The organism is Streptomyces tyrfis (genome assembly GCF_037034285.1).
GTDB lineage: Bacteria > Actinomycetota > Actinomycetes > Streptomycetales > Streptomycetaceae > Streptomyces.
Genome location: NZ_JBAGJZ010000018.1, coordinates 84,257 through 98,642, shown reverse-complemented (window position 1 = coordinate 98,642; position 14,386 = coordinate 84,257). Strand labels below are relative to the sequence as shown.

3 protein-coding genes are annotated in these 14,386 nt (G+C 76.3%); 2 read left to right on the top strand and 1 reads right to left on the bottom strand.

The window, feature by feature from the left end:
* Positions 1 to 82: 82 nt before the first annotated feature.
* On the bottom strand, positions 83 to 2,872 hold the full coding sequence (locus tag WA762_RS16245) for a helix-turn-helix transcriptional regulator (RefSeq protein ID WP_335936428.1): 2,790 nt from the start codon (positions 2,870 to 2,872) through the stop codon (positions 83 to 85).
* Positions 2,873 to 3,859: 987 nt separating this feature from the next.
* Here WA762_RS16245 and WA762_RS16240 point away from each other — a divergent pair.
* Together WA762_RS16240 and WA762_RS16235 are read left to right on the top strand one after the other, a co-directional pair.
* Positions 3,860 to 9,580 (top strand): type I polyketide synthase, encoded by a 5,721-nt coding sequence (locus WA762_RS16240; protein WP_335936426.1) that lies wholly within the window; start codon positions 3,860 to 3,862, stop codon positions 9,578 to 9,580.
* Positions 9,580 to 14,343 (top strand): type I polyketide synthase, encoded by a 4,764-nt coding sequence (locus WA762_RS16235; RefSeq protein WP_335936424.1) that lies wholly within the window; start codon positions 9,580 to 9,582, stop codon positions 14,341 to 14,343. Before WA762_RS16240 ends, WA762_RS16235 begins: the two co-directional genes overlap by 1 nt.
* Positions 14,344 to 14,386 lie beyond the last annotated feature (43 nt).

The following is a 14,386-nucleotide window of genomic DNA, read 5'->3' as shown; positions in this document are numbered from 1 at the left end:
GCTCCGCCCGGTCGTACCCGGCCAGCCCATCCGGTCGTACGCGGTCCGAGCCGCCGGTGGCCCCACCGCGTACGGCCCGTGGTCAGCCGGCGGGGGAGTGGGTGGTGGCCCAGCGGTCGGACAGCTTCGGGATGCGGTGCTCCAGCATCTTCGACGGCAGCTCGGACCGGCTGGCCACGTTGAGCTTGCGGTAGACGCGGGTGAGGTGCTGCTCCACCGTGCTGATCGTGACGTGCAGCCGGCCGCTGATCTCGCGGTTGGTGTAGCCCAGCGCGGCCAGGCCCGCGACCCGGCACTCCGCGTCGCTCAGCAGGGCGGGGTCGCCCTTCGCCGCGGACGCCTCCGACTGCGCGGCGGGGTCCTCCAGCAGATGCGCGTCGACCGGGGACTCGACGCTGCACGCCTCCGCCTCGCGGGCCGCCTGACGGGCGACCAGGCGGGCCCGCGCGTACTCGCCCAGCTCATAGTGGGCCGCGGAGAGATCGGCGTACGCCTGGGCCAGCGTGTGCTGGTCGCCGCACGCCTTGAGCAGGTCGACCGTCTCGCGCAGCAACGTGGTCCGGCGATGCGGCTTGCTGGTCGCCGCCAGCATGCGCAGCCCCATCGCCCGGGCCCGGGAGCTGTGGCCGCCGGGCAGCCTCAGCTGCTCCTCCGCCCACTTCCGCGCCGTTCCGGCCTTGCCGATCCGCAGATGGGCCAGGGCCAGGTCGGACCGCCAGGGGATGCCCTTCTGCAGGCTCGAATTCCCCTGCCGCATCAGCTGGCTGCACGTCTCGAAGTCGTTCAGGGCCGCGAACGGCCGGTCGGTGGCGAGATAGTGGTGGCCCCGGGCCCGCAGATACTGGATGCCGAAGACGGTACGGAACATCGGCTCCGGAACGTCCCGCCTGAGCAGTTCCTCCGCCTCGTCGTAGGAGCCCATCGCGGTGTGCGCGAAGATCGCCGTGGACAGCGGGAGACCGGCGAGCACCCCCCAGCTCTGGTCGTGCAGGCTGCCCAGCGCCCGCCGGGCCCCCTGTGCCGCGGTCGTCATGTCCCCCCGCAGCAGGGCGATCTCCGCCCGGACGCTGCCGAGCAGCGCCTGCCAGGTGGTCGCCCGCCGCTCCGCGGCGCACTCCAGCAGCGCGTCGCACGCCTCCGCGGCCACCGCGGGCCGGTCCGCGTGGGCGATCGCGAGCAGCGCCATCGCCACCAACTCCAGGTTGAGATGGTCGAGTTGATGGCCCTGGAGCGCCTGGGCCACCGCCGCCGCGGATTCGTCGGTGGCGGTTCCGCCGACCAGCATGGCGACCTGGGCGGCCAGTCCGCCGCTCCGGCAGGCCGACACGTGTCCACGCGGGTCGAGCCCGGCCGGGTGCGCGGTTCTGGTGGGCAGCGCGACACCGTAGAACCACTGCCGTACGAACTCCACCTCGGCCAGGATCCGGGCGTCGTCCGGGGAACGCGCGGGCACCAGCGCGGCCACGGTCTCGGCGGCCAGTTCCGTGTCGCCCTGCCACAGCATGTGCCGCAGCACGCTGGCGGTGTCGCGCGTGCTCAGGGCGCCGTCCAGCGCGGCCCGCCGCAGCGGCTCCAGATGGGTGCCCGCCGCGGCCGGGTTGGTGCGCCACTCCGCCCGCGCGAGGGCGGCCGACAGCACGTTGCGCTCCCGCTCGTCGGCGCAGTCCCGCAGCACCAGCTGGAGGTACCCGCTGCACAGCTCCACGTCGTCCGCCGCCAGGGCCTGTTCCGCCGCGGTGCGCAGCACCCCCGCGCCCCAGGGGTTCGGGACCCGGTCGGCGGCGCGCAGATGACGGGCCACGTCACGGGCGGGCGCGCCGCAGCGGTACAGCAGCCGGGCGATCCGCGCGTGCAGCTCGGCCCGGGCGGCGGGGTCCATGTCCTCCAGCACGGCGGTCGCCGCGATCGGGTGGCGGAAGACAGGGCCGTTCAGCAGCCCGACCGAGTTGAGGGCCTCGACCGCCTCCTCGACGCCGGCCGGCGGGGTGTCCGCGAGCTGGGCGACGATCGCGACCGAGGTCGGGGCGGCCAGCGCGGCGAGCGTCCGGATCACCCGTATGTGGCGCGGCTCGCCGCGGTGCACCAGGGACAGCACCGCCTGACGGTACGCGGTGCTGGCGACGGGCCGTTCGAGCTGATGGCCGAAACGAGCACTGTCGTCGAGCAGCGCGTGCACCAGTAGCGGGTTGCCGGCGGTCGCCCGGTGGAACGCCCGGCCCACCTCGGCGGGCCGGGGCGAACCGGTCTGAGCGGCGATCAGCTCGCCGACTCCCCGTTCCGACAGAGGACCGAGGCGCACCCGGCGGTGCGGCTGGCGGATCAGCTCGGTGTACGCGACCGAGCGGGCGGCGTCGGGCTGGCCGGACGCCGCGCACACCACCAGGATCCGCCGGAAACGGCTTCGGTGCAGCAGATGGACGACGGCGCGCAGCGAGACCCGGTCCATGAGGTGGGCGTCGTCCACGGCGACCACCAGGGGGCGTTCGCCCTCGGCGAGCCGCAGCAGCGCCTCGGCCGTCCTCTGTTCCGGATCCGCGCGCGCCGCCCTGCGCCGGTGCCCCCCGGACGGCGGGACGGTCTCCCGGGGCCGCCCCGCCGGGCGTACCAGGGCCGAGGGCGCGGGCTCCACCCCGTGGCTGCGCAGCAATTTCCGCAACAGGCTCATCGGCTGGTTTTGTTCGGTGGGGCACACCGTGCCCTGCAGTATGCGGGCTCCTAATCGGTCCGGAGTGTCGAGGAATTCATGCAGGAGTCGCGTCTTCCCGGAGCCCGGGCCACCCGTGATGATCACCAGTCGGCCGTTTCCGTGCGCGCTCTCGGTAAACGCCTCGTTAAGTATGTGCAAATCATTGGAGCGGTCGAAAAGGCGCATGGTGTTCCCCCCTGTGTCCAACTACGCCTGCGGAATCGCTGGTGCCGGGGCAGGAGTGGTCCACCGGAACCGGCCCTGGTCCGGCGTCCTGCCTTTCTCGCAGTGGTGCGAGGACCGTCGTCGCCGTGGACGGCCCTTTCGTGCTCCGGTTCTCCTCGGTGGTGCGGAGTCCAGGTCCGGAAAAGCCCCATCTCAAGCCGGTTATGGCGTGAATCGATCCGGCTCGTCGGGGCATTCCGGGACAGTTTTACGGCTTCTCGGGCATGGAGGCCAGAGACGCTATAGAGCGATGCCAACGTTGTCAACCAGGCCCTTGCGGGCCCTCCGTGCCCATAGTGCCTGCTTGGCGAGGGTTTTACTCGGCCGATGAATTTACGGGGAGGTGAAGAATGGAAACACGCCGCGGCGCGCGTGAATCAGGTCACGTCCGGGCGCTCCCGCCGCCGTCCCGGAGCCCGTCGGGCCCGTGTCCTGTTCCGGCGCCCGCGCCGGGCCGGGTTCCGTTTCGGCGTCCCCGCTCGGGGCCGGGTTCCAGTTCCCGCGTCGAGCCCGGCTCCCGATCCCGCCCGGCGCTGTCCCGCCCCGCTCCTGACTCCGGCGGCCTCCTGACTCCGGCCGGCCCCGTGCCGGTACGGAGTCCGGCTCCGTACCCGTACCGGTTGGGGGGGCACCTGGGGGCCGTAGGGGTATCAGGCGCCGAGCCCCCCTGCCTAATGTCGCTCCCGTAATCCCCGGCGAGCGCCCGACGACGGCCGCGGCGTCTCGCCGCGTTGTCGGAACCGCCCGCATGCACCCGGTGTGCGGGCTTCCCCCCGCCTCGCGATCCCTCGCGGCCGACGCCGGGCGCCGGTCCACCGCGGATGACGGGACGGCCCCGGCCTCCGGCGGCGGAGCGGGAAGCGGGGACAGGGAGCCCGCCCCGGAGACGGTCCGGGGGCAGCCCGCAGGACCGAGGCCCACTTTCGATCTCGATCGGACGGCGCGCTGGTGAACACCGAAGAGCAACTGCTCGACTATCTCAGGCGGACGACCGCGGACCTGCGGGAGGCGCGGCGCCGGCTGCGCGAGAACGAGCAACGCGCCCACGGGCCCATCGCCGTCGTCGGCATCGGCTGCCGCTACCCGGGCGGCGTCACCTCGCCCGAGGAGCTGTGGGACCTGGTGTCGACGGGAACCGACGCGGTGTCGGACTTCCCCGGCGACCGCGGCTGGGACGTGGACGCCCTGTACGACCCCGAGCCGGGCCGGCCCGGCAGGACCTACGCCCGCACCGGCGGATTCCTCCACGACGCCGCCGACTTCGACTACGACTTCTTCGGCATCGGCCCCCGCGAGGCCCTCGCCATGGACCCGCAGCAGCGGCTGCTGCTGGAGACCTCCTGGGAGGCGTTCGAGCGGGCCGGGATCGTCCCCGCCTCGCTGCGCGGCAGCCGTACCGGCGTGTTCGTCGGCGTGATGTACAACGACTACGCCACCCGGCTCGACGCCGTCCCCGAGGACCTCGACGGCTACCTCGCCAACGGCAGCGCGGCGAGCGTCGCCTCCGGGCGCGTGGCCTACGCCTTCGGGCTGGAGGGCCCGGTCGTCACCGTCGACACCGCCTGCTCCTCCTCGCTGGTCGCCCTGCACTGGGCGGTGCGCGCGCTCCAGTCGGGCGAGTGCTCGCTCGCCCTGGCGGGCGGGGTCACCGTGATGTCCACCCCGGAGACGTTCGTCGACTTCAGCCGCCAGCGCGGGCTGGCCCCGGACGGCCGCTGCAAGGCGTTCTCCGCCTCCGCCGACGGCACCGGCTGGGGCGAGGGCGTCGGCATGCTCCTCGTGGAACGCCTGGCCGACGCCCGGCGCAACGGCCACCCGGTGCTCGCCGTCGTCCGGGGCAGCGCGGTCAACTCCGACGGCGCCAGCAGCCGGCTCACCGCGCCCAACGGCCCCTCCCAGCAACGCGTCATCCGCCAGGCGCTGGCCGCCGCCGGGGTCACCGCCGACGGCGTCGACGTGGTCGAGGCGCACGGCACCGGCACCTCCCTCGGCGACCCGATCGAGGCGCAGGCGCTGCTGGCCACGTACGGCCGCGAACACCCCGCCGACCGCCCGCTGCTGCTGGGGTCCGTGAAGTCCAACCTCGGGCACACCCAGGCCGCCGCGGGCGCCGCGGGGCTCATCAAGATGATCATGGCCATGCGCCACGGCGAGGTGCCGCCCACCCTGCACGTCGACGCCCCCACGGACCGGGTCGACTGGGACTCGGGAGCCGTCGAACTGGCCCTGGAGCGCACCCCCTGGCCCGACACCGGCCGACCCCGCCGCGCCGCCGTCTCCTCCTTCGGCATCAGCGGCACCAACGCGCACGTCGTGCTGGAACAGGCGCCGGCCGACACCGGGCCGACGCCCGCCGACGGCCCGGACCGGCCCCCGGCCCCCGGCCCGGACACGTCCGCCGCGGATACGACGGGGGCCGCCGACGGCATGGACGCGCCGGCCGCCGCCGATGCGGACACGCCCGGCCCCGCCGACGGCACGGGCCTGCCGGCCGCCGGTGCGGACGCGCCCGGCGCGGGTCCGGCCCGGGGGGCGCGCACCGCCACCCCCGTGCCGTGGATCGTCACCGGCCGCAGCCCCGAGGCCCTGGCCGCCCAGATCGCCCGGCTGCGCGACCACCTCACCGGACACTCCGCCGCCCGGCACGCGGGCGTCGGACCGGCGGACATCGGGCTGTCCCTGGCCACCGCCCGCACCCGCTTCGAGCACCGCGCCGTCGCGGTCGGCCGCGACACCGGCGAACTCCTGGACGCGCTGGCCGCTGCGGCCCCCCTCGCCCCGGTCGGCGGCAAGACCGCCTTCCTGTTCACCGGTCAGGGGTCCCAGCGCGTCGGCATGGGCCGCGCCCTGTACCGGGCGTACCCGGTCTACGCCGAGGCGTTCGACGCGGTGTGCGCGCTCGCCGACCCCCGCCTCGAACGCCCGCTGGGCGAGCTGATCGACGGCGACGCCGCGTCGCTGACCCGCACCGACCACGCGCAGATCGCGATCTTCGCCACCGAGGTGGCCCTCTACCGGCTCCTGGAGTCCTGGGGGCCGGCCCCCGACCACCTGGCCGGGCACTCCGTGGGCGAACTGGCCGCCGCCCACGTCGCGGACGTGCTGTCCCTCCCGGACGCCGTGGACCTCGTGCTCGCCCGCGGCCGGCTGATGGCGGCCCTGCCCCCGGGCGGCGCCATGGCCGCGCTCCGGGCGACCGAGGAGGAGATCGCCCCATACCTGGACGGGCGGGTCGGTCTCGCCGCCGTCAACGGCCCCCGCTCGGTGGTGATCTCGGGCGAGGCCGAGGCCGTCGACGCGCTGGCCGCCCGCTTCGGGCGGAGCAAGCGGCTGAAGGTGTCGCACGCCTTCCACTCGCCGCTGATGGACCCCATGCTGGCCGAGTTCGCGAAGGCCGCGGCCCGGTGCGCGTACGGGACGCCGCGGATACCGCTCGTCTCCACCCTCACCGGCGCCCCCGCCGACCCCGCCCACCTCGCCACCCCCGACTACTGGGTGGAGCACGTCCGCCGCCCGGTCCGCTTCGCCCCCGCCCTCGACGCCCTGCACGACCTGGGCGTGCGGGCGTTCCTCGAAGTCGGCCCGGACGCGGCGCTCACCGCCCTGGCCGGCGACTGCCTCCCCGCCGACAGCGTGTGCCTGCCCACCCTGCGCCGCGCCGGCGACGAGGCGTACGACCTGGTCACCGCGGTGGCCCGGCTGGACGCCTCCGGCTCCGCCGGTTCCTCCGGCCGTTCCGTGGACTGGCCGGCGTTCCACGCCCCCCACCGTGCCCGTCCCGTCGCGCTGCCCACCTACGCCTTCCGGCGGACCCGGCTGTGGCTGGAGGGCGCCGCGGGCGGCTCCGGCGACGCCGACGGCCTCGGACAGAACGCCACCGGGCACCCGCTGCTGACCGCCGCCACCGAACTGCCCGACACCCGGGGCGCGCTCCTCACCGGACGGCTGTCGCTCTCCTCGCACCCCTGGCTCCGCGACCACGCCGTCCACGGCACCGTCCTGCTGCCCGGCACCGCCTTCGTCGACATGGCCCTGCGCGCGGCCGAGTTCACCGGCTGCTCCACGGTGGCCGAACTCACCCTGCACGCCCCGCTGACCCTGCCCGAACAGGGGGCCGTGGCCGTCCAGGTCGCCGTCGACGGCGAACGCGACGGACGCCGCGAACTGACCGTCTGGTCCCGGCGCGCCGACACCCCCGACGGCCCCTGGACCCGCAACGCGGGCGGCGTCCTGACCGCCGAGGCCCCCGACGAGGCGCCCCCGGCCGTCCCGGACGCCTGGCCCCCCGCCGACGCCGAACCCGTCGACCTGACCGGGCTCTACCCCGGACTCGCCCGCACCGGCTACGGATACGGCGAGGCCTTCCAGGGACTGCGCGCCATGTGGCGCCGGGGCGCCGAACTGTACGCCGAGGCCGCCCTGCCCGACGGCGCGCGCACCACCGCCGCGGCCTTCGGCGTCCACCCGGCGCTGCTGGACGCCGCCCTGCACGTCAACCTGCTGGACCTGCCCGGCGGCCAGGCCGTGCTCCCGTTCGCCTGGAGCGGCGTCACCCTGCACGGCGCGGGCGCCGACCGGCTGCGCCTGCGGCTCTCCCCGGCCGGGGACGACGCCGTACGCCTCGACCTCGCGGACGGCGACGGCGCGCCCGTCGCCACCGTCCGGGGCCTGGTGGCCCGGCCCGTCTCCGCCGACCAGCTCGCCGGGGACGCCGACGACCCGCTGTACCGGGTCGAGTTCGTCCCGGCGCCGACAGCGGGGAGCACGCCGAACCCGCTGCCGTCGGACCTCGCCGTGTGCGGCGCCGACCTCGGACTCGGCGGCCCCCGCCATCGCGACCTGGCCGCCCTCGCCGCGGCGTACGACGACAAGGACGCGATCCCCGGCACGGTCGTGCTGGCCGTGCCGCCCGACCCCGGCGCCGGCGGCGACCTGCCGGCCCGGGCCCGGGAGCTGGTCGGCGCCACGCTGGACGCCCTGCGCCACTGGCTGGCCGACGCGCGCTTCACCGGCCGCCGGCTCGCCGTGCTGCTGCGCGGCGACCACCTCGCCCACGCCCCGCTGTTCGGCCTGGTGCGCGCCGCCGCCGCCGAGAACCCCGGCCGCTTCCTGCTGATCGGCTCCGACGGGACCGGTGCGCCCGGCACGGCCCCGGCCGCCGCGCCCGGCGCCGCTCGCACCGCCGCGCCCGGAACGGCTCCCTCCGCCTTTGTCTCCGTCCTCGCGACGGCTCTCGCCACGGCCCTCGCCGCGGACGAGCCGGAGATCGCCCTGCACGACGGCGAGGTGCGGGTGCCGCGCCTGGCCCGCGCCAAGCCCGGCGGCCCGCCCGTCTGGGACCCGGACGGCACCGTCCTCGTCACCGGCGGCACCGGCGGCCTCGGCGCCCTGATCGCCCGTCACCTCGTCACCGAGCACGGGGTGCGCCGCCTGCTGCTGGCCGGACGGCGCGGCGCGGACGCGCCCGGCGCCACCGCCCTGCGCGACGAACTCGCCGCGCTCGGGGCCGAGGCCGTCCTCGCCCGCTGCGACGTCGCCGACCGCGACGACCTCGCCGCCCTGCTCGGCCGGCACCCGGTGCGGGCCGTGGTGCACGCCGCGGGCGTCGTCGACAACGGCGTCCTCACCGCCCTCGACGCCGACCGGGTCGCGCGGGTGCTGCGCCCCAAGGTGGACGCGGCCTGGCATCTGCACGAACTGACCGCGCACCTGGACCTGACGGCGTTCGTGCTGCTGTCCTCCGCCGCGGGCCACCTCGTCGGCGGCGGCCAGGCCAACTACGCCGCCGCCAACACCTTCCTCGACGGCCTCGCCGCCCATCGCCGCGCCCTCGGCCTGCCCGCCGTCTCCCTCGCCTACGGGCTGTGGGCCCCGGGCGACGGCGCGGGCGGCGGCATGAGCGCCGGCATCGGCGACGCCGACCTGGAACGCCTGCGCCGCCTCGGGCTGCCGCCGCTGACCACCGCCCAGGGGCTGCGCGTGTTCGACGCCGCGCCCGGCGCCGAGGACGCGGTCCTGGTCCCCGTCCGGCTGGACGCCGCCGCCGTACGGGTCCGCCCCGACGGGGTGCCCGCCCTGCTGCGCGGCCTCGTCCGCCCCGCACCCGGCCGCCGGGCCGCCACCGCCGCCGCCCCGGCCGCCGACTGGCGCGAACGGCTCGCGCCCCTGCCCGACCCGGAACGCGACCGCGCCCTGGTCGAGCTGGTCCGCACCCATGTCGCCGCGGTGCTCGGCCACCCCTCGCCGGAGGCGGTCGACCCCGGGCGCGCCTTCCAGGAGATGGGCTTCGACTCGCTGGCCGCCGTCGAACTGCGCAACCTCCTCGCGCGCGCCACCGGCCTCACCCTCCCGGCGACGCTGGTCTTCGACCAGCCCTCGCCCCACGCGCTCGCCGCCCACCTCAAGACCGAACTCGTGCCCGGACCGGCCGACCTCGCCCGGTCCGCCCTGGCCGACGTGGACCGGCTGGAGGCGGCACTGCTCGCCCTGCCCGACCGCGACGGCAGCCACGGCCGCGTCACCGCGCGCCTCGAAGCGCTGCTGCGCGGCTGGTACGACGCCCGTGACGCCCACGGCCGCGACGCCGCGCCCGTACCGCCGGGGGACCTCGGCGAAGCCAGCGACGAAGAACTCTTCGCGAGGATCGACAACGAACTGGGAGCCCTGTGATGGAAGCCCCGGCCACGGCCGACAAGCTCCGCGACTACCTGAAGCGGGCCACGACGGAGCTGGAGCGCAGCCGCCGCCGCGTACGGGAGCTGGAGGAGCAGGACCACGAACCCGTCGCCGTCATCGGCATGGGCTGCCGCTACCCCGGCGGGATCCGCACCCCCGAGGACCTGTGGCGCGTCGTCGACGAGGGCCGCGACGTCGTCTCCGACTTCCCCACCGACCGGGGCTGGGACGTCGACGCCATCTACGACCCCGAACCCGGCTCCCCGGGCCGCACCTACGTGCGCCACGGCGGATTCCTGTACGACGCGGCCGAATGCGACCCCGCCTTCTTCGGCATCAGCCCCAAGGACGCGCCCGGCACCGACCCCCAGCAGCGGCTGCTGCTGGAGGTCAGCTGGGAGGCGTTCGAACGGGCCGGCATCGACCCCACGGCCGTGAAGGGCACCCCCACCGGCGTCTTCGTCGGACTGATGCACCACGACTACCTCGGCGGCACCATCTCCGGCAGCATCGTCTCCGGCCGCATCGCCTACACCCTCGGACTGGAGGGCCCGGCGATCACCATGGACACCGCCTGCTCCTCCTCCCTGGTCGCCCTCCACACCGCGATCCAGTCGCTGCGCAAGGGCGAGTGCTCCCTCGCGCTCGCGGGCGGCGCCGCCGTCATGGCCAGCCCCGAGATGTTCATCGAGTTCAGCGAGCGCCGGGCGCTGTCCCCCGACGGCCGCTGCCACTCCTTCTCCGACGACGCCGCCGGCGCCGCCTGGGCCGAGGGCGCGGGCATGCTGCTGGTGGAACGGCTCTCCGACGCCCGCCGCAACGGCCACCCGGTGCTCGCCGTCGTCCGCGGCTCCGCCGTCAACCAGGACGGCGCGTCCAACGGACTGACCGCGCCCAGCGGACCCGCCCAGGTCCGCGTCATCCGGCAGGCGCTCGCCGACGCCCAACTGGCCCCGCACCACGTCGACGCGGTCGAGGCGCACGGCACCGGCACCACCCTCGGCGACCCCATCGAGGCCCAGGCCGTCATCGCCGCGTACGGGCAGGACCGCCCCGACGGCCGGCCGCTGTGGCTGGGCTCCATCAAGTCCAACATGGGCCACGCCCAGGCCGCCGCGGGCGTCGGCGCCGTCATCAAGATGGTCATGGCGCTGCGCCACGACACCCTGCCCCGCACCCTGCACGTCGAGACCCCCACCACCGCCGTCGACTGGTCCGCCGGCGCCGTCGAACTCCTCACCGAGCCCCGCCCCTGGAAGCACGAGGGCCGGCCGCGCCGCGCCGGAATCTCCTCGTTCGGCATCTCCGGCACCAACGCGCACACCATCCTGGAGGAGGCCCCGCCCGCCCCGGACGGCGACGACGCCCCGCCGCGCGCCGCGCTGCCCGTCGTGCCGTGGCTGCTGTCCGGCAAGGGCTCCGACGCCGTGCGCCGACAGGCGGAGCGGCTGCTGGCCGCCGCCGACGGCCTCGACCCGTACGACGTGGGGCACACGCTCGCCACCGCCCGCACCGCGTTCGGACACCGTGCCGCCGTCACCGGACGCGACCGGGACGAACTCCTCGACGCCCTCCGCGAGATCGCCGACGGCACCCGCGCGCCCGCCGCCGTCCCCGAACCCGGCAGGCTGGCCGTGCTGTTCTCCGGACAGGGCTCGCAGCGCCCCGGCATGGGCCGCACCCTGCACGCCGCGTTCCCGGTGTTCGCCGCCGCCCTCGACGAGATCTGCGCCGCGTTCGACGCGCACCTGGACCGGCCGCTGCGCGACGTCATGTTCGAGATCCCCGACGAGGGCGCCGGGGCCGCCGACGCGCCGCTGCACCGCACCGTCCACACCCAGGCGGCGCTGTTCGCCTTCGAGACCGCCCTGTACCGGCTGCTGGAGCACTGGGGCGTCCGCCCCGACCTGCTCGCCGGACACTCCATCGGCGAGGTCGTCGCCGCCCACGTCGCCGGGGTGCTGGACCTGGCGGACGCGGTCGCCCTGGTCGCCGCCCGCGGCCGGCTCATGCAGGACCTGCCGGGCGGCGGCGCGATGGTGTCCCTGCTCGCCGCCGAGGACGAGGTCACCGCGCTCCTCACCGACGGCGTCGACATCGCCGCCGTCAACGGCGCCCGCTCGGTGGTGGTCTCCGGCGACGAGGACGCCGTCCTCGCGGTCGCCGCGAAGGCCGGGAAGAGCACCCGGCTGAAGGTGTCGCACGCCTTCCACTCGCACCGCATGGAGCCGATGCTGGAACCCTTCCGGAAGGTGCTGGCCGGTCTCACGTTCCACGAACCCGCGCTGCCGGTCGTCTCCAACGTCACCGGCCGGATCGCCGACGACCTGACCTCCGCAGACTACTGGGTGCGGCACGTGCGCGAGGCGGTCCGCTTCCACGACGGGATCACCACCCTCGTGGCCGAGGGCGCCACCCGCTTCCTGGAGATCGGCCCCGACGCCGTGCTCAGCAACATGGCGCAGGACACGGTCCCCGACGCCATCGCCGCCCAGCGGCGCGACCGGCCCGAGGACGCCGCCCTCGCCGACGCCCTCGCCCGCCTCCACCTCACCGGCGCCGGCCCCGACTGGCGGACCGTGTTCGCCGGCGGCCGCACCGTCGACCTGCCCACCTACCCGTTCCGCCGGGACCGGCACTGGGAGGACGCCCCCATCCTCCAGGCCGAGCGCTCGGCCGCGGGCCGCTCGGGCGGCGACGCCGACGACCCGTTCTGGGAGCTGGTGCGCGAGCAGGACGTCCCCGCCGTCGCCGCCGCCCTCGGCCTCGACGACGAGACCTCCGTCGCCTCCGTCGTGCCCGCCCTCGCCGCCTGGCACGGCCGGCGGCGGGCCCACGCCGCCGCCGACGCGCTGCGCCACCGCGTCGCCTGGCAGCCGCTGGCCCCCGCCGCAGCACCGGCGCGCGGCGGGACCTGGACGGCCGTCGTCCCCGAGTCCGCCGCCGACGACCCGTGGACCCACGCCGTCCTCGACGGACTCGCCGGCCACGGACTGGACGTCGGCGCCCTGACCGTGCCGGACACCGCCGACCGCGCCGCGCTGGCGGCCGCGCTCACCGGCCGGACCGCCGACGGCGTGCTCCTCCTGCCGGGCCCGGCGACGCCGACGGCCACCGCCGCCGCCCTCCTCCAGGCCCTGGGGGACGCCGGACCGGACGCGTCGCTGTGGTGCGTCACCCGGGACGCCGTCGCCCACGGACCGGGCGACGCCGTCACCGGATTCGCCCAGGCCGGGCTGTGGGGCCTGGGCCGGGTCGCCGCCCTGGAACACCCCGACCGGTGGGGCGGCCTGATCGACCTGCCCGCCGCACCCGGTCCGCGCACCCTCGCCCGGCTGGCCGAACTGCTCGGCGACGCGGGCGGCGAGGACCAGATCGTCATCCGCGAATCCGGCGCCCACGGACGGCGGTTGGAGCCCGCCCCGGCCCGCGCCGGCACGCCCTGGCAGCCGACGGGCACCGTGCTGGTCACCGGCGCCACCGGGGCGGTCGGCACCGCCGTCGCCCGCCGGCTCGCCGCCGACGGCGCCGACCACCTGCTGCTCGTCTCCCGCCGCGGCCCCGACGCCCCCGGCGCCGCCGCCCTGGCCCGGGAGCTCACCGACGCCGGCACCGCGGTCACCCTCGCCGCCTGCGACGTCTCCGACCGCGCCGCCCTGGCCGCGCTCCTCGGCTCCGTACCGGACGAACACCCCCTGACCGCGGTCGTGCACCTGGCCGGGGTCCTCGACGACGGGGTCCTGGACGCGCTGACCCCCGACCGGTTCGCCAGGGTCCTCGCCCCCAAGGCGGACGCCGCCCTGCACCTGCACGAACTGACCGCGGACCTCGACCTGTCGGCGTTCGTGCTGTTCTCCTCCCTCACCGCCACCGTCGGCGGCGCCGGCCAGGCCAACTACGCCGCCGCCAACGCCCTCCTGGACGCCCTGGCCGAACACCGGCGCGCCGCCGGCCTGCCCGCCACCTCGGTCGCCTGGGGGCCGTGGGACGGCGACGGCATGGCGGCGCACGGCACGGTCCGCTCCGCCACCCGGGCCATGGGCATCTCCCCGCTCGACCCCGACGCCGCGCTCACCGCGCTGCGCCGGGCCCTCGACGGCGGCGACACCACCGTCACCGTCGCGGACGTCGACTGGTCGGTGTTCGCCCCCGCGTTCACCGCGGGCCGCCCCGCCCCGCTGCTGGACGCCCTGCCCGGGGCGCGGCCCGCCACCGGCGGCCCGGACGGCGCCGACCGGGCCGCCGGCTTCGCGGAGAAGCTCGCCGGACTCACCGGCGGGGAACGCGAACGCGCCCTCCAGGACCTGGTCTGCGGGCAGGCCGCCGCCGTCCTCGGCTACGGCGACGCCGGAGCCGTCGAACCCACCGCCGCCTTCCGCGACCTCGGCTTCGACTCGCTCACCTCCGTCGACCTGCGCAACCGGATCAGCGCCGCCGCCGGGGTGCCGCTGCCCGCCACCCTCGTCTTCGACTACGCCACCCCCGCCGCCCTCGTCAAACACCTGGGCGCCGAACTCGCCGGCGCGGACACCTCCGTGGACGCCGTCGCCGCCGAAGTCGACCGGATCGCCGCCCGGCTCGGCGCCCTCACCGCCGAGGACATCGAGCGGAGCCAGGTCACCGCGCGCCTGAGGACCCTGCTCAACGACCTCGACAAGACCCTCGGCCAGGACGCCGACGCCGTCACCGGCCGGCTCGAAGAGGCGTCCGCCGACGACGTCTTCGCCTTCATCGACAACGAACTCGGCCCGGCGTGACCCGGCGGCCCCACCGCGCTCCCGCCCGCCCGCGGTCCACCTC